Source organism: Pseudomonas sp. DP-17 (genome assembly GCF_022380625.1).
GTDB lineage: Bacteria > Pseudomonadota > Gammaproteobacteria > Pseudomonadales > Pseudomonadaceae > Pseudomonas > Pseudomonas nitroreducens_A.
The window spans coordinates 101,706-124,533 of sequence record NZ_JAKSXG010000012.1; the positions used below are offsets into that span (position 1 = coordinate 101,706).

Sequence of the window (22,828 nt, forward strand, 5' to 3'; positions counted from 1 at the left end):
TTACTTTGCAAAAATACAAAGTTAATAACTTTGGCATTTCACTCCCACAATGTTTGGTGCCCATCATGCTCAGCCAGTTGCGCGACCTCGACCTGCAGTTGCTGCGCCTCTTCGTCACGGTGGTGGAGTGCGGCGGCTTCAGCGCGGCACAGGGCGAACTGGGCTTGAGCCAGCCGAGCATCAGCATCCAGATGGCCAAGCTGGAGACGCGCCTGGGCTACCGCCTGTGCGAGCGCGGCAAGGGCGGCTTCCGCCTGACCCCCAAGGGCGAGCACCTGCTGCAATCGACACGACGGCTGTTCATTGCCATCGAGGGATTCCGCGACGAGGCGCGCGGCGTCGCCGACAAGCTGCTGGGCGAGGTGCGCATCGGCCTGTCGGAAAGCCTGGAAGAGAGCGTGCTGGCGCGTCTGTCCGACGCCATCCGGCGCTTCCGCCAGCGCAACGAGGCGGTCACCCTGGACCTTCTCACCGCCACACCCGCCGAACTGGAGCGCCTGCTGTTGCAGGACCGCCTGCACCTGGCGGTGGGCTATTTCGCCGGCACCCAGGCGGCGCTGCAGCACACCCCCCTGTTCATCGAGCCGCAGGGCCTCTATTGCGGGGCGGGCCATCCGGCCTTCAGGGAAAGCAGGCCGACCCGCGACTCCCTGGCCGACGCCGACCAGGTGCTGCACCCCTACCGCTTCATCGCCGCCGACGAGCCGTTGCAGACCAGCCGCAGCAGCGCGCGCTGCGAGCAGGTGGACGGCAGCCTGGCGTTCATCCTCTCCGGCGCGCACATCGGCTACCTGCCCCGGCATGTCGCCCAGCCCTGGATCGAGCGCGGCCAGTTGCGCGAACTGCTGCCCGGCGAGTTGGGCTTCGATGTGGCCTTCAGCCTGACCCGCCACCGCGGCCGCCACCCCGGCGACGCCGAGCAGGCCTTCGTCAGCGACCTGCTGGCAGCCTTCGGCCAGCACGCGGCCGATTGACGCGGCAGCGCCACGGGAACCGAGCCCTGCAGGCGCAGTCCCACAGCGGCTATCACTTCTTGTGACAGCTCATCCGGCAACGCCCCGGGCCGCACCGGAAGCTTTCCGCTATCATGCCCGCCACTTCCTCTGTCCGCCCATTACGTAGTCCGCGAGATGTCCATGCGCCGCCTGCTAACCCTGCTCCTGCTCCTGGTCGCCCTGCCCGCTTCCGCCGGCCTGTTCGACAAACCCGCCGACAAGGGCGGCTTCGCCGTCACGCAACCGGCCAAGGGCGACTTCCTGCCGGTGGCCGAGGCCTTCCGCGTCAGCGTCGAGGGCAGCGACAGCCAGCAGGTGAAGCTGCGCTTCATCAATGCCGATGGCTACTACCTCTACCAGCACCGCTTCAGCTTCAAGATCGAGCCCGCCGACAGCGGCGTGAGCGTCGGCGAAGTGAAGCTGCCGCCAGGCAAGCAGCACCACGACGACTACTTCGGCGACACCGTGGTCTACTACGCCATCACCGACATCGACGTGCCGCTGATCAATCCGCAGCACAAGCCCTTCACCCTGGTCGTCAGCTACCAGGGCTGCGCCGACAAGGGACTGTGCTATGCACCGGAAACCACCCGCCTGCAGATCGCCGACGGCCAGGCGGCCAGCGTGGTGGCGGGCCCCGCGCCCTCCGCCGCCGCCAGTTCAGCCACCGCTTCAGGCAACCCGCTGGCCAGCCTGCTGGGCGACCACGAGCCGGGCAAGATCAAGAAGCTCGGCCGTGCGCTGGTGATCTTCTTCCTGCTGGGCCTGGCGCTGACCTTCACCCCCTGCGTGCTGCCGATGCTGCCGATCCTTTCCGGCGTGGTCCTGCGCGGTCGTCCGGGCGGCATGCGCGGCCTGGCGCTGTCGCTGGCCTACGTGCTGCCCATGGCGGCCTGCTACGCGGTTCTCGGCACGCTGATGGGCCTGTTCGGTGCCAAGCTCAACCTGCAGGCGATGCTGCAGTCGCCCTGGGTGCTGATCCCCTTCGCGGCCTTCTTCGTGGTCTTCGCCATCGCCATGTTCGGCGTGTTCGAGCTGCGCCTGCCGGGCTTCCTGCGCGAGCGCCTGGACAACATGGCGAACAACACCCGCGGCGGTTCGATTGCCGGCGCGGCGACCCTGGGCGTGCTCTCCAGCCTGCTGGTGTCGCCCTGCGTCACCGCACCGCTGGCCGGCCTGCTGCTCTACATCAGCAGCACCGGCGATGCCGTCGGCGGCGGTCTGCTGCTGTTCTCCCTGGGCCTGGGCATGGGTACGCCGCTGGTGATCTTCGCCGTCGGCGGCGGCGCGCTGCTGCCCAAGAGCGGCGCCTGGATGAACGGCGTACGCAACGTCTTCGGCGTGATGCTGCTGGCGGTGGCCATCTGGATGCTCGAGCGACTGGTCTCCGGGCCGGTAGCCCTGACCCTCTGGGGCACTCTCGCCGGAGGCGTCGCGCTGGCCATCGGCACCCTTGAACTGGGGCCGAAGAAGCCGCTGCAACGACTCGGCCAACTGCTGGGCCTGATGCTGCTGGTCTACGCCGTGGCCGCCTGGACCGGTGCCCTGCGCGGCGAATCCGACCCGCTGCACCCGCTGGGCCGCAGCGGCGTCAGCACCCATGCCGGCCCACCGAGCGCCACCCCCGGCGATTGGCAGAACATCACCACCCCGGCGCAGCTCAACGCCGCGCTGGCCAGCGCCCAGGCCGCCGGTCGCCCGGTGCTGCTGGACTGGTACGCCGACTGGTGCATCAGCTGCAAGATCATCGAGCGCCAGGTGCTGCCGGCGCCGGAAGTCCAGTCGCAGCTGCCCGGCTTCGTCCTGCTGCGCTTCGACATGACCGCCAGCACCGAGGAACAGCGCGCCCTGCTCGACCGCTACAACCTGTTCGGCCCGCCGGCGCTGCTGTTCTTCTCGCCCAAAGGCGACGAATGGTCGGACCTGCGCATCATCGGCGAGACCGACGCCGCCACCCTCGCAGACCGCCTGAAACAGGCTGGCAAGCGCTCCTGACCACCGTTTGATTGCAATGGTTTTGCCGTAATCGGCTGGCAACATGCTGACATCTACGGCAAAACCCGCATGACTGGACAGTCACGCCAGCTTTCCGGCATAGTCCCGCCCACTCTTTCCCCGCCAAGAACAAGGACTACCGCATCCAGATGGCGACCTTACTGGTATTGCACGGGCCCAACCTCAACCTGCTGGGTACCCGCGAGCCCGACAAGTACGGCTCCGTCACCCTCGAGCAGATCAACCAGGACCTGGAGCGCCGCGCCCGCGAGGCCGGCCACCACCTGATGCACCTGCAGAGCAACGCCGAGTACGAATTGATCGACCGGATCCATGCCGCGCGCAACGAAGGCGTGGACTTCATCCTCATCAATCCGGCCGCTTTCACGCATACAAGTGTCGCTCTACGTGACGCATTGCTCGCAGTGAGCATCCCATTCATCGAAGTGCACCTCTCCAACGTGCACAAACGTGAACCTTTCCGGCATCACTCCTACTTTTCCGACGTGGCGGTAGGGGTGATCTGCGGTCTGGGAGCCACAGGCTACCGCCTGGCCCTGGAATCCGCCCTTGAACAACTTGAACGCCCGTGACCTCACCTGGGAGAGCGAACACTGATGGACATCCGTAAAGTCAAGAAACTGATCGAACTGCTCGAAGAATCCGGTATCGACGAACTGGAGATCAAAGAGGGCGAAGAGTCCGTACGCATCAGCCGTCACAGCAAGACCGCCGCCCAGCCGATCTACGCTGCCGCCCCGGCCTACGCTCCGGCTCCGGCCGCCGCTCCGGTCGCCGCCGCTGCCGCTGCCGCCCCGGCCGCTGAAGCCGCTCCGGCTGCGCAGAACCTCGCCGGCGCCGTACGCTCGCCGATGGTCGGCACCTTCTACCGCGCAGCCTCGCCGACCTCCGCCAACTTCGTCGAAGTCGGCCAGAGCGTGAAGAAAGGCGACATCCTGTGCATCGTCGAAGCCATGAAGATGATGAACCACATCGAGGCCGAGACCAGCGGCGTGATCGGCCAGATCCTCGTGGAGAACGGCCAGCCGGTCGAGTTCGACCAGCCCCTGTTCACCATCGTTTAAACCGCGGGGAACCTGCGATGTTGGAAAAAGTACTGATCGCCAACCGCGGCGAAATCGCGCTGCGCATCCTGCGCGCGTGCAAGGAGCTGGGCATCAAGACAGTGGCCGTGCACTCGACCGCCGACCGCGAGCTGATGCACCTGTCGCTGGCCGACGAAGCGGTCTGCATCGGTCCGGCCCCGGCCGCGCAGTCCTACCTGCACATCCCGGCGATCATCGCCGCGGCCGAGGTCACCGGCGCCGTGGGTATCCACCCCGGCTATGGCTTCCTCGCCGAGAACGCCGACTTCGCCGAGCAGGTCGAGCGCTCGGGCTTCACCTTCATCGGCCCCAGCGCCGACGTCATCCGCCTGATGGGTGACAAGGTGTCCGCCAAGGACGCCATGAAGAAAGCCGGTGTGCCGACCGTGCCGGGCTCCGACGGCCCGCTGCCCGAAGACGAAGAGACCGCGCTGGCGATCGCCCGCGAGGTCGGCTACCCGGTGATCATCAAGGCCGCCGGTGGCGGTGGTGGTCGCGGCATGCGCGTGGTGCACCACGAGGAAGACCTGATCAAGTCCGCCAAGCTGACCCGCACCGAAGCGGGCGCGGCCTTCGGCAACTCGATGGTCTACCTGGAGAAGTTCCTGACCAACCCGCGTCACGTGGAAGTCCAGGTCCTCTCCGACGGCCAGGGCAACGCCATCCACCTGGGCGACCGCGACTGCTCCCTGCAGCGTCGTCACCAGAAGGTGCTGGAAGAAGCCCCAGCCCCCGGCATCGACGAGAAGGCCCGCGCCGAAGTGCTGGCCCGCTGCGTCCAGGCCTGCGTGGAAATCGGCTACCGTGGCGCCGGCACCTTCGAGTTCCTCTACGAGAACGGCCGCTTCTACTTCATCGAGATGAACACCCGCGTGCAGGTGGAGCATCCGGTGTCGGAGATGGTCACCGGTATCGACATCGTCAAGGAAATGCTCAGCATCGCCTCGGGCAACAAGCTGTCGATCCGCCAGGAAGACGTGGTCATCCGTGGCCACGCGCTGGAATGCCGGATCAACGCCGAAGACCCGAAGACCTTCATGCCCAGCCCCGGCAAGGTGAAGCACTTCCACGCACCGGGCGGCAACGGCGTGCGTGTGGATTCGCACCTGTACAGCGGCTACGCCGTACCGCCGAACTACGACTCGCTGGTGGGCAAGATCATCACCTACGGCAAGGACCGCGATGAAGCCATGGCGCGCATGCGCAATGCGCTGGACGAGCTGATCGTCGACGGCATCAAGACCAACACCGAGCTGCACAAGGAGCTGGTCCGCGATAAAGAGTTCTGCAAGGGTGGCGTGAACATCCACTACCTGGAGAAGAAGCTGGGCATGGACAAGCACTGAGCCTGCCTGCTCCGCCTCGCTCCATCACAAGGGCTGCCTCCGGGCGGCCCTTGTGCTTTGCGGCCCCTGCACGCTGGCATGGCAGGGTGCCGTGCAGTAAGCTTGCCGCCTTTATCTGCGGGCCGCCCAGGCGGTCCGTTGTCTTTTCCAGCGCCATCCCAGCACGATCGAGGTACCGCCCCATGCCCTGGCTTCAAGTCCGACTCGCCATCACCCCGGATCAGGCGGAAACCTATGAAGATGCGCTGCTGGAAGTTGGCGCCGTCTCCGTGACCTTCATGGACGCCGAAGACCAGCCGATCTTCGAGCCGGACCTGGGCACCACCCCGCTGTGGAGCCACACCCACCTGCTCGCTCTGTTCGAGGCTGACACCGACGAGACGGCGCTGATCGCCCACCTTTCGCTGCTCACCGGCGGCGCACTGCCGGAGCACCAGATCGAGCGCATCGAGGACCAGGACTGGGAACGCAGCTGGATGGACAACTTCAAGCCGATGCGCTTCGGCCGCCGCCTGTGGATCGTCCCCAGCTGGCACGAGGCCCCGGAGCCGGAAGCGGTGAACCTGCTGCTCGACCCGGGCCTGGCATTCGGCACCGGCACCCATCCGACCACGGCGCTATGCCTGGAGTGGCTCGACGGCCAGGAGCTGGCCGGCCAGCAGGTACTGGATTTCGGCTGCGGCTCGGGCATCCTCGCCATCGCCGCGCTGCTGCTGGGCGCCGAACAGGCTGTCGGCACCGACATCGACCCGCAGGCGCTGGAAGCCTCCCGCGACAATGCCTCGCGCAACGGCATCGACCCGGCGAAATTCCCCGTCTACCTGCCCGCCGATCTGCCCAAGGCACAGGCGGACGTCCTGGTGGCGAACATTCTGGCCGGTCCGCTGGTCACATTGGCAGAACAGCTCACCGGCCTGGTGAAATCCGGTGGCCTGCTGGCCCTCTCGGGCATCCTCGCCGAGCAGGCCGAGGAAGTTCGCGCCGCCTATGCCGACGCCTTCGATCTCGACCCGACCGCCGAGCGCGACGGCTGGATCCGCATCAGCGGCCGCCGCCGCTGATGCCCGCCGCAAGGGGCTTGAGTTAGACTAACCGCCAGTTTTTTCCGCCGGACCGCCGCATGAGCGACAGCTTCATCACACAGTGCCCACATTGCCAGACCCGTTTCCGCGTCAACGCGGCGCAACTGGGTGCGGCCAGCGGTGCTGTGCGCTGCGGAACCTGCCTGAAAGTGTTCAGCGCGCCGCAGAACATGGTGGGCGAGCCGTCCCAGGTTCCCGCACCGACTGTCAGGGCAGCACCGCCGGTCGACGCCCCAGGACCTGTCCCGAACCCCGAGCCGGTCGCGCCACCTGCTCCGCCGAAAGCTCCGCAGCCCGTCGCAGCGGCGCCGAGTCCCACGCCAGCCTTCACGACCTTCACCCCCGAAAGGCCAGCGGCACCCGCCACCCCCGGCACCGCCACCCTCGGCTGGCCGCTGGCGCCCCATGCGGCAAGGCATTCCAGCGATGTGGCGGAAAAACCCGCCGTCGTCGAACCCAAGGCAGAAGCGAAACCGGCCCCCGTGGTCGAACCTGCCCCGGCCACCACGGTGATCGCCCCCGCGGCAACCGTGACCAGCGAGCCGTCCAGGCCCGCTCCCGTGCCGTCGAAAAAAGACGAAACCCTGTGGATTCACGACGACCTCGACCTGGACAGCCTCAATCTCGACGAGGAACTGGCCAAGCTCGATGAATTCGAACTGTCCCAGGAGTTCCTCAGCATCGATCGCGCCCCGCGCCCCAGCGAGGCCCTGCAGACCCGTCAGGAAGAAAAGCGCGACCCGCATGACGAACGCTGGGCCGAAGCGCTGCTGGAAGAGGAACAGAACGGCGCCAGCCGGGCATCCCGCCAGGAGCCCAGCCTCGGCCGACTGTCCGCCGACGAGCCCGAGGAGCCGCCCGCCAGCGCACGCCTGGTAGCCGACACGGCTCCCCAGCCCGAAGAGCCGGAGGACGAACCGGAAGACGAACCACGCATCGATCCAGCACCCCGGCGCATGGAGCCCTTGCGGGTAGAGACCGACGAGGAAAAGCTTCCTGCCTTCAGCGCCCGCCGCGACGATGACGAACCCGAAGCGGACGAGGACCAGGACGAAGCTCCGCCGCTGGCCGACCCGCGCGGCGACAACCGCCGCGCCGAACCCGCCCTGCACGATGGCGGCCTGCACGACCTGAGCGACGAACCCCTGCAGCTCGACTGGCAGAAGCCCAAGCGCCGCTGGGGCCGCCGCCTGATCTGGCTGCTGCTGGTATTGCTGGCCCTGGCCGGCCTCGCCGGCCAGTACATCGCCTATCACTTCGACGAACTGGCGCGCCAGGACCAGTACCGCCCGTGGTTCGCCCAGGCCTGCCCGGAGCTGGGCTGTACCCTGCCCTCCAAGGTCGATGTGGAGCAGATCCGCAGCAGCAACCTGGTGGTGCGCAGCCACCCGGACTTCAGCGGCGCACTGGTGGTCGACGCGATCATCTACAACCGCGCCAACTTCTCCCAGCCTTTCCCGCTGCTGGAGATGCGCTTCGCCGACCTGAATGGCCAACTGATCGCCAGCCGTCGTTTCAAGCCCAGCGAATACCTCTCGGGGGAGTTGGCCGGGCAGAACGAGATGCCGCCGCAGACGCCGATCCACATCTCCTTGGACATCCTCGATCCGGGTCCGAAGGCAGTGAACTACAGCCTGAGCTTCCACTCGCCGGAATGACCCGGCGGGTAGCTCAAAGCGCCTGAGAACGCCAGCTCCGCTCGTCTTCCTACCTTGAGTGCTAAGCCCGGAGCTGTTCAGAATTTATCCAAATTCGCCTTTATCCGGTCATCGAGAGCGGGTATCATGCCCTCCCTTTTTTGCTAGCACCGGTGGCAGGCCCCGAAACGCACCCGCGAGTCCCTAACGCGCGGCGCCTCGGTGTTCCCGCCCCATTGACCATGGAAAACCAGTCGGTGGTACGCATCGGCTCCTACACACTGCCCAACAGACTGATCCTGGCCCCGATGGCCGGCGTCACCGATCGTCCGTTCCGCCAGCTTTGTCGCCGCCTCGGCGCCGGCATGGTGGTCTCGGAGATGGTCACCAGCGACGTCCGCCTGTGGAACAGCCGCAAGTCGCGCCTGCGCCTGCAGCACGACCACGAGGACCAGCCACGTTCGGTGCAGATCGCCGGCGGCGACCCGCAGATGCTCGCGGAAGCCGCAAGGTGCAACGTGGAGCTCGGCGCCCAGATCATCGACATCAACATGGGGTGTCCGGCGAAGAAGGTTTGCAACAAGGCCGCGGGTTCCGCGCTGATGAAGGATGAACGGCTGGTGGCCGACATCCTCGAGGCGGTGGTCGCGGCCGTAGAGGTTCCCGTCACCCTGAAGATTCGTACCGGTTGGGACCGGTCGAACAAGAACGGTGTGACGGTGGCGCGGATCGCCGAGCAGTCGGGCATTCAGGCGCTGGCGGTGCACGGCAGGACGCGTGCCGACCTCTACACCGGCGAGGCGGAGTACGAAACCATCGCGGCGATCAAGCAGGCGGTTTCGATTCCGGTCTTCGCCAATGGTGATATCGATTCGCCGCGCAAGGCACGGCAGGTTTTCGAGCAGACGGGCGTGGATGCCCTGCTGATCGGCCGCGCCGCCCAGGGCAACCCCTGGATATTCCGCGAAGTCGATCATTACCTGAGCACCGGCGAGCTGCTGCCGGCGCCGAGTCTGCACGAGGTGCAGGGCATCCTGCTCGAGCACCTCGCTGCATTGCATGCGTTTTATGGGGAGGAAATGGGTGTGCGAATTGCCCGCAAGCATGTGGGCTGGTACCTCGCGACCCTACCGGGAGCGGCGGAGTTCCGCTCCCAGTTCAATCGTTTGCAGGACACGGATGCACAGAGCGCCAGCGTCAGGCAGTTCTTCGCCGAGCGCCACAATAACGGAGAAGGGGTGGCCGCATGACAACGATGACCGAGACATTAGTGAGTGGAATGACACCCGTGAGCGACAACGCCAACCTTAAACAGCACCTGACCACTCCGACGCAGGAGGGCCAGACCCTCCGCGACAGCGTGGAAAAGGCGCTGCACAACTATTTCGCCCATCTCGAAGGGCAGCCGGTCACGGACGTGTACAACATGGTGCTTTGCGAAGTCGAAGCACCGCTGCTGGAAACCGTCATGAACTACGTGAAGGGTAACCAGACCAAAGCCTCCGAACTGCTGGGGCTGAACCGCGGGACCCTGCGCAAGAAACTCAAGCAGTACGATCTTCTCTGACAGGTGGCAGGCGCGGGCCCGCGACCTCGAGGTCAGCCGGGCCCGCGCCTGACACGCGAAAAGCCCGAAGCCTTTGTGGAAGCCGCTATGACCGACCAAACCACCCGCCTGCCCGTCCGCCGTGCGCTGATCAGCGTTTCCGACAAGACCGGCGTCGTCGATTTCGCCCGTGAGCTGGCAGCCCTCGGCGTGGAGATTCTCTCCACCGGCGGCACCTACAAGCTGCTCAGGGACAACGCCATCGCCGCCGTGGAAGTGGCCGACTACACCGGCTTCCCGGAGATGATGGACGGCCGCGTGAAAACCCTGCACCCGAAAGTCCACGGCGGCATCCTCGGTCGTCGCGACATCGACGGCGCGGTGATGCAGGAGCACGGCATCAAGCCGATCGACCTGGTCGCGGTCAACCTGTACCCCTTCGCCGCCACCGTGGCCAAACCCGGCTGCACCCTGCCCGACGCCATCGAGAACATCGACATCGGCGGCCCGACCATGGTCCGCAGCGCGGCGAAGAACCACAAGGACGTCGCCATCGTGGTCAACTCCACCGACTATGCAGGCGTCATCGCGGCCCTGAAGGACGGAGGCCTGACCTACGCCCAGCGCTTCAACCTGGCCCTCAAGGCGTTCGAGCACACCTCCGCCTACGACGGCATGATCGCCAACTACCTGGGCACCATCGACCAGGACGCCGAGACGCTGTCCACCGAGAATCGCCTGCAGTTCCCGCGCACCTTCAACAGCCAGTTCATCAAGGCCCAGGACATGCGCTACGGCGAGAACCCGCACCAGAGTGCGGCGTTCTACGTCGAAGGCGGCGAGGCCAGCGTCTCCACCGCCATCCAGCTGCAGGGCAAGGAGCTGTCGTTCAACAACGTGGCCGACACCGACGCCGCGCTGGAATGCGTGAAGAGCTTCGTCAAGCCGGCCTGCGTCATCGTCAAGCACGCCAACCCGTGCGGCGTGGCCGTGGTTCCGGAAAACGAAGGCGGCATCCGCAAGGCCTATGACCTGGCCTACGCCACCGACACCGAATCGGCCTTCGGCGGCATCATCGCCTTCAACCGCGAGCTGGACGGCGAGACCGCCCAGGCCATCGTCGAACGCCAGTTCGTCGAAGTCATCATCGCCCCGAAAGTCTCCGAAGCCGCCCGCGCCGTGGTTGCCGCCAAGGCCAACGTGCGCCTGCTGGAATGCGGCGAATGGCCGGCCGAGCGTCCTGCCGGCTGGGACTTCAAGCGCGTCAACGGCGGCCTGCTGGTACAGAGCCGCGACATCGGCATGATCACCGCCGATGACCTGAAGATCGTCACCCAGCGCGCCCCGAGCGAGCAGGAAATCCACGACCTGATCTTCGCCTGGAAAGTCGCCAAGTTCGTGAAATCCAACGCCATCGTCTATGCCAAGAACCGCCAGACCGTCGGTGTCGGCGCCGGCCAGATGAGCCGTGTGAACTCCGCCCGTATCGCCGCCATCAAGGCCGAGCACGCTGGCCTGGAAGTGAAGGGCGCGGTCATGGCCTCCGACGCCTTCTTCCCGTTCCGCGACGGCATCGACAACGCGGCCAAGGCCGGCATCACCGCCGTGATCCAGCCGGGTGGCTCGATGCGCGACAACGAAGTGATCGCCGCTGCCGACGAAGCCGGCATAGCCATGGTGTTCACCGGTATGCGCCACTTCCGCCACTAAGTGGCAAGGACGCACTCGGACTCGCATCTGCGGCGTTGCCCGGCCCTTCCCCCATGCTCATTGCCAGAAGGCAACTCCGCTGGGTGAAGGGCCGGGCGCCTTGCATCTACGAGCCCGATTGCGCCCCTTGAGACTGGTTCGTGAAGAGCGGACTGATCGTGAGAATTCGTAGGTTGGGTGGAGCGAAGCGATACCCAACGATCCGGCCAAGCCGGAACTGTTCAGGAGAACTCCAATGAACGTACTCATCATCGGCAGCGGCGGTCGCGAGCACGCGCTGGCCTGGAAGGTCGCGCAGGATTCGCGCGTACAGAAGGTCTTCGTCGCGCCGGGCAACGCCGGCACCGCGACTGAAGCCAAGTGCGAGAACGTCGCCATTGACGTGCTGGCCCTGGAAGAGCTGGCCGACTTCGCCGCGAAGAACGTGCAGCTGACCATAGTCGGCCCCGAGGCCCCACTGGTCAAAGGCGTGGTCGACCTGTTCCGCGCCCGCGGTCTGGACATCTTCGGCCCCACCGCCGGCGCCGCCCAGCTGGAAGGCTCCAAGGCCTTCACCAAGGACTTCCTCGCGCGCCACAGGATCCCCACCGCCGACTACCAGAACTTCACCGAAGTCGAGCCGGCGCTGGCCTACCTGAAGGAGAAAGGCGCGCCCATCGTGATCAAGGCCGACGGCCTGGCCGCAGGCAAGGGCGTGATCGTCGCCATGACCCTGGCCGAAGCCGAAGACGCCGTGCGCGACATGCTCGCCGGCAACGCCTTCGGTGACGCCGGTTCGCGCGTGGTGATCGAGGAATTCCTCGACGGTGAGGAAGCCAGTTTCATCGTCATGGTCGACGGCCAGAACGTGCTGCCCATGGCCACCAGCCAGGACCACAAGCGCGTCGGCGACGGCGATACCGGCCCGAACACCGGCGGCATGGGTGCGTACTCCCCCGCTCCGGTGGTGACTGCCGACGTGCACCAGCGCGTAATGGACGAAGTGATCTACCCGACCGTGCGCGGCATGGCCGAAGAAGGCAACGTCTACACCGGCTTCCTCTACGCCGGCCTGATGATCGACAAGAGCGGCGCGCCGAAGGTCATCGAGTTCAACTGCCGCTTCGGCGACCCGGAGACCCAGCCGATCATGGTCCGCCTCGAATCGTCCCTGGTCCTGCTGGTCGAGGCCGCCCTGGCCAAGGCGCTGGACAAGGTCGAAGCCACCTGGGACCCGCGTCCCACCGTGGGTGTCGTATTGGCCGCCGGCGGCTACCCGGGCGACTACGCCAAGGGTGACGTCATCGAGGGCCTGGACGAAGCCGCCAAGCTCGACGGCAAGGTGTTCCACGCCGGTACCGCGCTGAAGGACGGCCAGGTCGTCACCAGCGGCGGCCGCGTGCTGTGCGCCACCGCCATCGGCCCGAGCGTTTCCTCGGCCCAGGAACAGGCTTATCGCCTGGCCGAGAAGGTCCGCTGGAACGGCAGCTTCTACCGCAAGGACATCGGCTATCGCGCCATCGCTCGCGAACGCGGCGAGGGCTGATCCGACGGGCGGAGGCGTCCGCCGTCGGACGCCTCCGCTACCCTGATCCCCGCGTGCACGGGTGGATTCCGGGCCTCAGTACACTTGGCTATAATTCGACCACTCACTACCGAAGGGACTTCGCCGTGCGTCGGCTCTGGATTGCCATAGGACTGCTCATCAGCCTCGTGCTGCTGTTGCCTGCGCTGGCTGCGTCGAGTAATGGCGATGCAACCCTGGCGCCGCAGTCCGTTGTCCTGCGTAATACCTCGACACCGCCTCCACTCACCGCGCATTGGAACGTCCTGCGCGACGAGAGCGCGCAACTGCAGATCGCCGACGTCCTGCAACGCAAACAGCAATTCTTCCCGCTCGACAAACACTCCTTCATCTACCCCGCCAGTTCCCAGGCCGTCTGGCTGCAAGTGCAGCTGCCGGCGCAGCAGCGCCCCAGCTGGCTGTGGATCTTCGCCCCGCGCGTTCAGTACCTCGATTACTACCTGGTGCAGGACGGCCGGCTGCAAAAGCAGCTGCACACCGGTGAGCTCCGGCCGTTCCAGGAGCGCCCGCTGCCTTCGCGCTCCTATCTCTTCGCGCTGCCTACCGATGGCCAGCCGATGACGCTCTACGTGCGGATGACCTCCAACCATCCGCTGATGGCCTGGTTCGAACAGATCGACGACGCCGGCCTGGTGGCCCTGGAGCGGCCGGCGTACTTCTTCGGCATGCTCCTGGGCGCCATGCTCCTGCTGATGCTGTACAACCTCACCCGCTTCGCCTACATGCGCGGCAGCACCAGCAGCCTCTGGCTGGCGGCGATGCATGGGTCGCTGGCGCTTTGCGCCGCCGCCAACCTGGGGCTGGTGGCCTTCGCCCTGCCCTGGCTGACGTTCAACCAGTCGCTGGTTGCCGACCTTGGGGCGCTGGGCGCCGCTGTCTGCCTGCTGGGTTTTGCGGCCAGCTTCTTCCGCGGCACCGTGAACAGCCCGCTCAATCGCCTGCTCCACGCCGAGGCACTGGCAATCCTGCTGATCGGCATGCTCATCGCCTTCACCCAGGTGTTCTGGTTCAGCTGGCTGGTCTACCTGCTGGTGATCCTCTGCTCGCTCAGTGTGCCGCTGGTGGCCGCCTGGCACTGGTACCACGGCTACCGCCCGGCTCGCCTGGTCACCATCGGCATGCTGGTATTCAACGGTGGCTTCCTGGTGTTCCTGCCGGTTCTGTTCGGCACCCACCAGCTGGAGCCGGGCTGGCTGGTACTGGGCGTCTTCAGCTTCGCCACCCTCGCCGGATTCATCCTCAGCGTGTCGCTTACCGAGCGCCAGCGCCTGCTGCAGCAGCTCAACCTGCAGCAGCGCACCAGCGAGGCGGCGCATGCGGCTGAGTTGCAGGCCAAGGGCGACTTCCTGGCCAAGATCAGCCACGAGATCCGCACCCCCATGAACGGCGTGCTGGGCATGACCGAGTTGCTGCTCGGCACCCCGCTCTCGGCCAAGCAGCGCGATTACGTGCAGACCATCCACAGTGCGGGCAACGAACTGCTGTCGCTGATCAACGAGATTCTCGACATCTCCAAGCTGGAGTCCGGACAGATCGAGCTGGACGAGGTGCAGTTCGACCTCGGCGCGCTGATCGAGGACTGCCTGGCGATCTTCCGCGCCAAGGCCGAGCAGCAGAAAGTCGAACTGATCAGCTTCACCCAGCCGCAGGTGCCGCGCATCGTCAGCGGCGACCCGACACGCCTGCGCCAGGCCGTGCTGAGCCTGCTGGACAACGCCTTCAAGCAGACCGACGAGGGCGAGATTCTGCTCGTCGTCGCCCTCGACGGACCGCCAGAGCGTCCGCGCCTGCGCATCGCCGTACAGGACAGCGGCCGACCGCTGGACAGCGCCGACCGCCAGGCGCTGCTCACCGCCGAGCTGCACAGCCGCGACTTCCTCTCCGCCACCCGCATCAGCAGCCGCCTTGGCCTGATCATCGCGCGCCAGCTGATCCGCCTGATGTCCGGCGACTTTGGCATCGAGAGCGGTATCGAAAGCGGCCAAGGCGCCGAAGGCGCCGGCAACCTGTTGTGGCTCAGCCTGCCGCTGGACCCGCAGCAGATCGACCAGTCCGGCGCCGACCTCGACGGCCCGTTGCAGGGCGCCCGCCTGCTGGTGGTGGACGACAACCAGACCTGCCGCAAGGTGGTGGTGCAGCAGTGCAGCGCCTGGGGCATGAACGTCAGCGCGGTGTCCTCGGGCAAGGAAGCGCTGGCCCAACTGCGCACCAAGGCGCACCTGCGCGAATACTTCGACGTGGTCCTGCTCGACCAGGACATGCCCGGCATGACCGGCATGCAGCTGGCCACCAAGATCCAGGAAGACCCGAATATCAATCACGACCTCCTGCTGATCATGCTCACGGGCATCAGCAATGCGCCGAGCAAGATCATCGCGCGCAACGCGGGCATCAAGCGCATCCTCGCCAAGCCGGTGGCCGGTTACACGCTCAAGGCGACCCTCGCCGAAGAACTGTCGCAGCGCGGCCCGAGCGGCGTCAGCAACTACCTGTCGCCAGCGAGCGAACCGGCCTCGAACGTGCCGCCGACCGATTTCCGCATCCTCGTCGCCGAGGACAACAGCATCTCCACCAAGGTCATCCGCGGCATGCTGAGCAAGCTCAACCTGCAGCCCGATACCGCCAGCAACGGTGAGGAAGCGCTGGCGGCGATGAAGTCCACCCAGTACGACCTGGTGCTGATGGACTGCGAGATGCCGGTACTCGACGGTTTCTCCGCCACCGAGCGCCTGCGCGCCTGGGAAGCCAGCGAGCAGCGCCCGCACACCCCGGTGGTGGCGCTCACCGCGCACATCCTCAGCGAGCACAAGGAGCGCGCGCGGCTGGTCGGCATGGACGGCCACATGGCCAAGCCGGTGGAGCTGTCGCAACTGCGCGAGCTGGTGGCCTACTGGGTCGGCGAACGCGATCGCCGCCTGCGCCAGCAGAGCGACGCGCTGCCTTCCTGATTTCGCCCCCGCCCGTCCTCTCCCTTGGCGTAGGAGCCGACAGACCGAGCGGGCATTTGCCCCGCCGCAATGCCTCCCGCCGCGCCACCCGCTATGCTGTGCCCTGCCGCGCCCTCTCAATCCGGACGAGTCGTTCCCATGCAAGTGATGTTCAGCGTGTACCTGAAGATGCTGGTGCTCTACAGCCCGTTCTTCGTCCTTTCCTGCTTCATCAGCCTGAACCGCGGCTTCGCCCCGCGCGACCGCAAGCGCATGGCCTGGCGCGTGGCCCTGGCGGCACTGATCGCCAGCGTGCTGCTGTACCTGTTTGGGCGCTATATCTTCACCCTGTTCGGCATCACCGCCGACGCCTTCCGCATCGGCGCGGGCAGCGTGCTGTTCATCTCCGCGCTGGGCATGGCCCAGGGTCGTTCGGCCGTGCAGGCGGACAACGTGCAGCAGGACGTCACCATAGTCCCGCTGACCATTCCCATCACGGTCGGCCCGGGCACCATTGGCGCGCTGCTGGTGATGGGCGTGAACCAGGACTGGGAGCACAAGCTGCTGGCCATGGCGGCGATATTCCTCGCCTGCCTGACCGTGGGCGTCACGCTCTACCTGTCCGACAAGATCGAGAAGGTACTCGGCGAGCAAGGGCTGATGATCGTCAGCCGCCTGATGGGGTTGTTCGTCTGCGCCCTCGCCGCGCAGATCATCATGACCGGCGTGCGCGGCTACTTCATTCCACAGTAGTGCGCACCATTGGGGAGCGCCGTGCGCCAAAGCGCGTTCGGCGCACCAAAGCCGCGCACTGAAAAACCTTACCGTTACGACAGAAAATCGCGTGCAGCCCATCTACGCCGAGGCTTTTGCCTGTTTGGCATGGATGCTGCGATGGCAGCTTCGATCCGGTCCACGGATCGCCCCATTTCCGGGGAAGCTGCCGCACCGGCAACTCCCCGCCCCTGGATAGCCAAGGAGGCTGCCGCGATGAAACGTCGTCCGCTGTTGAAAAGTACGCTGGCCATGAGCGCCCTGCTGCTCACCGGCCTGTTCCCGTTCAGCTCCCAGGCCGCCGAGACCATCAAGGTCGGCATCCTGCATTCGCTGTCCGGCACCATGGCGATCTCCGAGACCTCGCTCAAGGACATGGCGCTGATGACCATCGACGAGATCAACGCCAAGGGCGGGGTGAACGGCAAGAAGCTCGAGGCGGTGGTGGTCGACCCGGCCTCCAACTGGCCGCTGTTCGCCGAGAAGGCGCGCCAGCTGCTGACCCAGGACAAGGTCGCGGTGGTCTTCGGCTGCTGGACCAGCGTGTCGCGCAAATCGGTGTTGCCGGTATTCGAGGAACTCAACGGCCTGCTGTTCTACCCGGTGCAATACGAGGGTGAAGAAATGTCGCCCAACGTCTTCTACACCGGTGCCGCACCGAACCAGCAGGCCATCCCGGCAGTGGAGTACCTGATGAGCGAGGATGGCGGCGCCGCCAAGCGCTTCTTCCTCCTGGGTACCGACTACGTCTACCCGCGCACCACCAACAAGATCCTGCGCGCCTTCCTGCACAGCAAAGGCGTGGCCGACAAGGACATCCAGGAGGTCTACACGCCGTTCGGCCACAGCGACTACCAGACCATCGTCGCCGACATCAAGAAGTTCTCCGCCGGCGGCAAGACGGCGGTGATCTCCACCGTCAATGGCGACTCCAACGTGCCGTTCTACAAGGAGCTGGCCAACCAGGGGCTGGAGGCCACCGAGGTCCCGGTGGTGGCCTTCTCCGTGGGCGAGGAAGAGCTGCGCGGCATCGACACCAAGCCGCTGGTGGGCAACCTCGCCGCGTGGAACTACTTCGAGTCGGTGAAGAACCCGGAGAACAGCAAGTTCGTCGCCGACTGGAAGGCCTACGCCAAGGCCAAGAACCTGCCCAACTACAGCACCGCCGTGACCAACGACCCGATGGAGGCCACCTACGTCGGCATCCACATGTGGGCGCAGGCCGCCCAGAAGGCCGGAAGTACCGACGTGGACAAGGTCCGCGAGGCCATGGGCGGGCAGACCTTCAAGGCGCCGTCAGGCTTCACCCTGACCATGGACAAGACCAACCACCACCTGCACAAGCCGGTGATGATCGGCGAGATCGAGGACAACGGTCAGTTCAACGTGGTCTGGAAGACCCCCGAGCCGATCCGCGCCCAGCCGTGGAGCCCGTTCATTCCGGGCAACGACAAGAAGCCGGATTACGCGGTGCGTAGCAACTGATCTGGAGCGGGCCCAGAGCCCCTCTCCCTAACCCTCTCCCTGAAGGGAGAGGGGACCGTATGGCGCAAGATCAAGCCACGGCGTCAGCCGGCTCGGACAGTCTCTCTTTCTGACAGGAGAAGGACAGCCAGGCGCAGGATGGCACCTACGTATCGAGCGGCACGGACAGCTCCCTCTCCCTTCAGGGAGAGGGCTGGGGAGAGGGTGCATCCGCCCACACCCGCCTCTCAGGGGAAACAACACGCATGCCCACTGCCTCGCTCCACCTGCTCCGCTTCTGCGCACTGCTGCTGGCCGCACTGCTGCCGCAGCTCGCCTTCGCCGGCCCCGCGCAGGACTTCGCCAGCGCCGACAACGACGCCCGCGCCCAATTGCTCGAGCAATGGGCCGCCGCCCCCAACGCCAACCGCCTGCCGTTGCTGGACGCCATCCAGTCCGGCCGCCTGGCCGTCGATACGCAGGGTCGTGCCTTCCTTCGCGGTGACGATGGCGAATACCACCCGGTCGAAGGCGGCGCTCCTGCGGTCGGCGAGCCCGACAAGCTGCGCCTGAACAACCGCCTGCGCGGCCTGGTGAACACCGCCATGGCCAGCCACCAACTGGTCGCCGACAGTCCCGAAGTACGCCTGGAAGCCGCGCGCCAGTTGCAGAAGAGCGCCCGCCCGGCGCAACGCACGCTGCTCGAATACCGCCTCAACGAAGAGTCGGACGACAGCGTCAAAGCCGCCCTGCAACTGGCCCTGGCCAACCTGCAACTGGCCGACCCGGCTCCAGCGGTGCGCCTCTCCGCCGTGCGCCTGCTGGGCGAATCCGGCGATCCCCAGGCGCGCACCCGCCTGGAAAACCTTCTCGACCCCGCCATCGAACCCGACGAGTCCGTGCGCACCGCCGCCGCCACCAGCCTTGGCCAGGTCAAGCGCCGGCTACTGATGGGCGACCTGTTCGGCCAGGCTTTCAGCGGCCTGTCGCTGGGCTCGATCCTGCTGCTGGCGGCGCTGGGCCTGGCGATCACCTACGGCCTGCTCGGGGTGATCAACATGGCCCACGGCGAGATGCTGATGCTTGGCGCCTACTCCACCTACGTGGTGCAGCTGCTCTGCCAGCGCTTCGCCCCCGGCCTGCTGGAGCTGTACCCGCTGCTGGCGCTGCCGGTGGCCTTCCTGGTCACCGCGTGCATCGGCATGGCCCTGGAGCGTACGGTGATCCGCCACCTCTACGGCCGCCCGCTGGAAACCCTGCTCGCCACCTGGGGCATCAGCCTGGTGCTGATCCAGCTGGTACGCGTGCTGTTCGGCGCGCAGAACGTCGAGGTCGCCAACCCCGCCTGGCTTTCCGGCGGCATCCAGGTGCTGCCCAATCTCGTGCTGCCGTGGAACCGCATCGTCATCATCGGCTTCGCGCTGTTCGTACTGGCGCTCACCTGGTTGCTGCTCAACCGCACGCGGCTGGGCTTGAACGTCCGTGCCGTCACCCAGAACCGCAACATGGCCGCCTGCTGCGGCGTGCCCACCGGCCGCGTGGACATGCTCGCCTTCGGCCTCGGCTCGGGCATCGCCGGCCTGGGCGGCGTGGCGCTGTCGCAGGTCGGCAACGTTGGCCCGGACCTGGGCCAGAGCTACATCATCGACTCCTTCCTGGTGGTGGTGCTCGGCGGTGTCGGCCAGCTCGCCGGCAGCGTGCTGGCCGCCTTCGGCCTGGGCCTGGCGAACAAGATCCTCGAGCCGCAGATCGGCGCGGTGCTGGGCAAGATCCTGATCCTCGCGCTGATCATCCTGTTCATCCAGAAACGTCCGCAGGGGCTCTTCGCTCTGAAAGGGAGGGTCATCGATTGAACCAGCCACTCACCGTGACGGCCGCACAGAAGGCCGGCCCGAAACTGACCGCCGGACTTGTCGGCGCCGCGCTCATCGTGCTGCTGGTCCTGCCGCTGCTGCACCTGCTGCCGGAGAGCCACGCACTGCACCTCTCCGCCTACGGGCTGACGCTCACTGGCAAGATCCTCTGCTACGCCATCGTTGCCCTGGCGCTGGACCTGGTCTGGGGCTACGCCGGCCTGCTGTCCCTGGGCCACGGCCTGTTCTTCGCCCTGGGCGGCTACGCCATGGGCATGTACCTGATGCGCGAGGCCGCCGGCGACCAGTTGCCCGCGTTCATGACCTTCCTCTCGTGGACGGAGCTGCCCTGGTACTGGGCCGGAACCCAGCACTTCCTCTGGGCGCTGTGCCTCGTCGTGCTGGCGCCCGGCCTGCTGGCGCTGGTGTTCGGTTTCTTCGCCTTCCGCTCGCGGATCAAGGGCGTGTACTTCTCGATCATGACCCAGGCGCTGACCTTCGCCGGCATGCTGCTGTTCTTCCGCAACGAGACGGGCTTCGGCGGCAACAACGGCTTTACCAACTTCCGCAGCATCCTGGGCTTTTCGATCACCGCGCCGGGCACTCGAGCAGCACTGTTCATCGCCATCGTCCTGCTACTGGCGGCAAGCCTGGCCATCGGCTTCGCCCTGGCGCGCAGCAAGTTCGGCCGGGTCCTCACCGCCCTGCGCGACGCGGAGAACCGCCTGATGTTCTGCGGCTACGACCCGCGCGGCTACAAGCTCTTCGTCTGGACACTGAGCGCGGTGCTCTGCGGCCTGGCCGGAGCACTCTTCGTGCCGCTGGTGGGCATCATCAACCCCAGCGAAATGTCGCCGACCAACTCCATCGAAGCCGCCGTCTGGGTCGCCCTGGGCGGGCGCGGCACGCTGATCGGCCCGCTGCTGGGCGCCGGCGTGGTGAACGGCGCGAAGAGCTGGTTCACCGTCGCCTTCCCCGAGTACTGGCTGTTCTTCCTCGGCGCGCTGTTCATCCTCGTCACCCTGTATCTGCCGCGCGGCATCCTTGGCTTGATCAAGCGGGAGAAAGAGCAATGAGAGCGGTCCCCCACCTGATGCTGGAACCGGCCTACGATCCCAACCGCGACCCGGGCGCCAGCCGCGATGCCATCGGCATCGGTTCGAGCGCCAGCGGCCAGCTGGACGTGCGCCACGGCACCATCCTCACCCTGGAAGACATCAACGTCAGCTTCGACGGCTTCCGCGCCCTGCGCGACCTGACGCTGTACATCGGCGTCGGCGAGCTGCGCTGCATCATCGGCCCCAACGGCGCGGGCAAGACCACGCTGATGGACGTGATCACCGGCAAGACCCGCCCGGACAACGGCAAGGCCTACTTCGGCGAAACCCTCGACCTCACCCGCATGAGCGAAGTGGAGATCGCCCAGGCCGGCATCGGCCGCAAATTCCAGAAGCCCACGGTATTCGAAGCGCTTTCGGTGTTCGAGAACCTGGAACTTGCGCAGAAGACCGACAAGTCGGTGTGGGCCAGCCTCAAGGCGAAACTGACCGGCGAGCAGAAGGATCGTATCGAAGAGGTGCTCGCCACCATCCGCCTGCGCGAGTCGCGCAATCGCCCCGCCGGATTGCTGTCCCACGGGCAGAAGCAGTTCCTGGAGATCGGCATGCTGCTGGTGCAGGAGCCGCAATTGCTGCTGCTCGACGAGCCTGTGGCGGGCATGACCGACGCCGAGACCGAGTTCACCGCCGAACTGTTCAAGTCCCTCGCGGGAAAACATTCGCTGATGGTGGTCGAGCACGACATGGGCTTCGTCGGCAGCATCGCCGACCACGTCAGCGTGCTGCACCAGGGGCATGTGCTGGCCGAGGGTTCGCTGGAGGACGTGCAGGCGAACGAACAGGTCATAGAGGTCTATCTCGGCCGCTAGTTCTGAATCGGCCGCACTCGCACCCGCGTCTGCGGCGTTGCCGGACACTTCCCCCATGCTCATTGCCAGTCGGCAACTCCGCTGGGTGAAGTGCCCGGCGCCTTGCATCCACAGGCGCGATCACGGCCTTTTACAACGGCGTTCTCAAAGCCAAGAGCCCAGGAACTAATCCATGCTGCAAGTCGACAAACTCCACCAGTACTACGGCGGCAGCCACATCCTGCGTGGCCTGTCGTTCGACGCGAAGATCGGCGAGGTCACCTGCCTGCTCGGGCGCAACGGCGTGGGCAAGACCACCCTGCTGCGCTGCCTGATGGGCCTGGTGCCGGCCAAGGACGGCAAGGTCAGTTGGGAAGGCAAGCCGATCACCGGTTTCAAGCCGCACCAGCGCGTGCACGCCGGCATCGCCTACGTGCCGCAGGGACGGGAAATCTTCCCCCGCCTGACGGTGGAGGAGAACCTGCTGATGGGGCTGTCGCGTTTCAGCGCAGGCCAGGCCAAGGCCGTGCCCGAATTCATCTACGAGCTGTTCCCGGTGCTCCGGGAAATGAAGCAGCGCCGCGGCGGCGACCTTTCCGGCGGCCAGCAGCAACAGCTCGCCATCGGCCGCGCGCTGGCCAGCCGGCCGCGCCTGCTGATCCTCGACGAGCCCACCGAAGGCATCCAGCCCTCGGTGATCAAGGAGATCGGCGCGGTGATCCGCAAGCTCGCCGAACGCGGCGACATGGCCATCCTGCTGGTGGAGCAGTTCTACGATTTCGCCGCCGAACTGGCCGACCAGTACCTGGTGATGTCCCGCGGCGAGATCGTCCAGCAGGGGCGCGGCGTGGACATGGAAAGCGACGGTGTACGCGGGCTGGTGGCCATCTGAGACGACCTGTCACTGGCGGATGATGGCGGTG

At 66.2% G+C, this 22,828-nt stretch carries 18 protein-coding genes; all 18 read left to right on the forward strand.

The features are described from left to right. The first annotated feature begins 65 nt into the window (after nt 1–65). The 18 genes from MJ122_RS19075 to urtE all read left to right on the forward strand — a co-directional run bounded on the left by MJ122_RS19075 (nt 66) and on the right by urtE (nt 22,797). Nucleotides 66–974: a LysR family transcriptional regulator gene (locus tag MJ122_RS19075; RefSeq protein WP_239745651.1), complete on the forward strand. Its 909-nt coding sequence runs from the start codon at nt 66–68 to the stop codon at nt 972–974. A 162-nt stretch (nt 975–1,136) separates the two neighbouring features. Continuing rightward, a complete protein-coding gene (locus tag MJ122_RS19080; protein WP_239745653.1) occupies nt 1,137–2,990 on the forward strand; it encodes a protein-disulfide reductase DsbD in 1,854 nt (617 codons plus the stop codon). A 149-nt stretch (nt 2,991–3,139) separates the two neighbouring features. Then, nucleotides 3,140–3,583 carry a type II 3-dehydroquinate dehydratase gene (gene aroQ, locus MJ122_RS19085; RefSeq protein ID WP_015479055.1) on the forward strand — a complete coding sequence of 148 codons (444 nt, stop codon included), beginning with the start codon at nt 3,140–3,142 and terminating at the stop codon, nt 3,581–3,583. 24 nt (nt 3,584–3,607) lie between these two features. After that, complete coding sequence (gene accB / locus MJ122_RS19090) at nt 3,608–4,075, forward strand: acetyl-CoA carboxylase biotin carboxyl carrier protein (RefSeq protein WP_017518189.1); 468 nt, start codon at nt 3,608–3,610, stop codon at nt 4,073–4,075. 17 nt (nt 4,076–4,092) lie between these two features. Further along, nucleotides 4,093–5,442: an acetyl-CoA carboxylase biotin carboxylase subunit gene (gene accC, locus MJ122_RS19095; RefSeq protein WP_017518190.1), complete on the forward strand. Its 1,350-nt coding sequence runs from the start codon at nt 4,093–4,095 to the stop codon at nt 5,440–5,442. A gap of 182 nt (nt 5,443–5,624) precedes the next feature. Further along, a complete protein-coding gene (prmA, locus tag MJ122_RS19100) occupies nt 5,625–6,503 on the forward strand; it encodes a 50S ribosomal protein L11 methyltransferase (protein ID WP_088416245.1) in 879 nt (292 codons plus the stop codon). 59 nt (nt 6,504–6,562) lie between these two features. Beyond that, complete coding sequence (locus MJ122_RS19110; protein WP_345772980.1) at nt 6,563–8,182, forward strand: DUF3426 domain-containing protein; 1,620 nt, start codon at nt 6,563–6,565, stop codon at nt 8,180–8,182. 221 nt (nt 8,183–8,403) lie between these two features. Then, the gene (dusB, locus tag MJ122_RS19115) at nt 8,404–9,411 is read left to right on the forward strand and encodes a tRNA dihydrouridine synthase DusB (RefSeq protein ID WP_088416243.1); all 1,008 of its coding nucleotides are present in this window, start codon (nt 8,404–8,406) and stop codon (nt 9,409–9,411) included. Continuing rightward, nucleotides 9,408–9,728 (forward strand): DNA-binding transcriptional regulator Fis, encoded by a 321-nt coding sequence (gene fis, locus MJ122_RS19120; RefSeq protein WP_026078947.1) that lies wholly within the window; start codon nt 9,408–9,410, stop codon nt 9,726–9,728. The genes dusB and fis overlap by 4 nt, the downstream gene beginning before the upstream one ends. Before the next feature lie 87 nt (nt 9,729–9,815). After that, complete coding sequence (purH, locus tag MJ122_RS19125; protein WP_017518195.1) at nt 9,816–11,417, forward strand: bifunctional phosphoribosylaminoimidazolecarboxamide formyltransferase/IMP cyclohydrolase; 1,602 nt, start codon at nt 9,816–9,818, stop codon at nt 11,415–11,417. A 235-nt stretch (nt 11,418–11,652) separates the two neighbouring features. Next, nucleotides 11,653–12,942, forward strand: a complete 1,290-nt coding sequence (gene purD / locus MJ122_RS19130; RefSeq protein WP_239745655.1) for a phosphoribosylamine--glycine ligase — start codon at nt 11,653–11,655, stop codon at nt 12,940–12,942. A gap of 125 nt (nt 12,943–13,067) precedes the next feature. After that, the gene (locus MJ122_RS19135; RefSeq protein WP_239745665.1) at nt 13,068–15,929 is read left to right on the forward strand and encodes a hybrid sensor histidine kinase/response regulator; all 2,862 of its coding nucleotides are present in this window, start codon (nt 13,068–13,070) and stop codon (nt 15,927–15,929) included. Between the two features lie 138 nt (nt 15,930–16,067). Beyond that, complete coding sequence (locus tag MJ122_RS19140) at nt 16,068–16,661, forward strand: MarC family protein (protein ID WP_088416240.1); 594 nt, start codon at nt 16,068–16,070, stop codon at nt 16,659–16,661. 237 nt (nt 16,662–16,898) lie between these two features. Then, the gene (gene urtA, locus MJ122_RS19145; protein WP_239745667.1) at nt 16,899–18,167 is read left to right on the forward strand and encodes an urea ABC transporter substrate-binding protein; all 1,269 of its coding nucleotides are present in this window, start codon (nt 16,899–16,901) and stop codon (nt 18,165–18,167) included. A gap of 245 nt (nt 18,168–18,412) precedes the next feature. After that, on the forward strand, nt 18,413–19,999 hold the full coding sequence (gene urtB / locus MJ122_RS19150; RefSeq protein WP_239745684.1) for an urea ABC transporter permease subunit UrtB: 1,587 nt from the start codon (nt 18,413–18,415) through the stop codon (nt 19,997–19,999). After that, nucleotides 19,996–21,075, forward strand: a complete 1,080-nt coding sequence (urtC, locus tag MJ122_RS19155; protein WP_239745685.1) for an urea ABC transporter permease subunit UrtC — start codon at nt 19,996–19,998, stop codon at nt 21,073–21,075. Before urtB ends, urtC begins: the two co-directional genes overlap by 4 nt. After that, nucleotides 21,072–21,926: an urea ABC transporter ATP-binding protein UrtD gene (gene urtD, locus MJ122_RS19160; protein ID WP_088416236.1), complete on the forward strand. Its 855-nt coding sequence runs from the start codon at nt 21,072–21,074 to the stop codon at nt 21,924–21,926. The genes urtC and urtD overlap by 4 nt, the downstream gene beginning before the upstream one ends. Before the next feature lie 172 nt (nt 21,927–22,098). Beyond that, nucleotides 22,099–22,797 carry an urea ABC transporter ATP-binding subunit UrtE gene (urtE, locus tag MJ122_RS19165; protein ID WP_088416235.1) on the forward strand — a complete coding sequence of 233 codons (699 nt, stop codon included), beginning with the start codon at nt 22,099–22,101 and terminating at the stop codon, nt 22,795–22,797. The last annotated feature ends 31 nt before the right edge of the window (nt 22,798–22,828 follow it).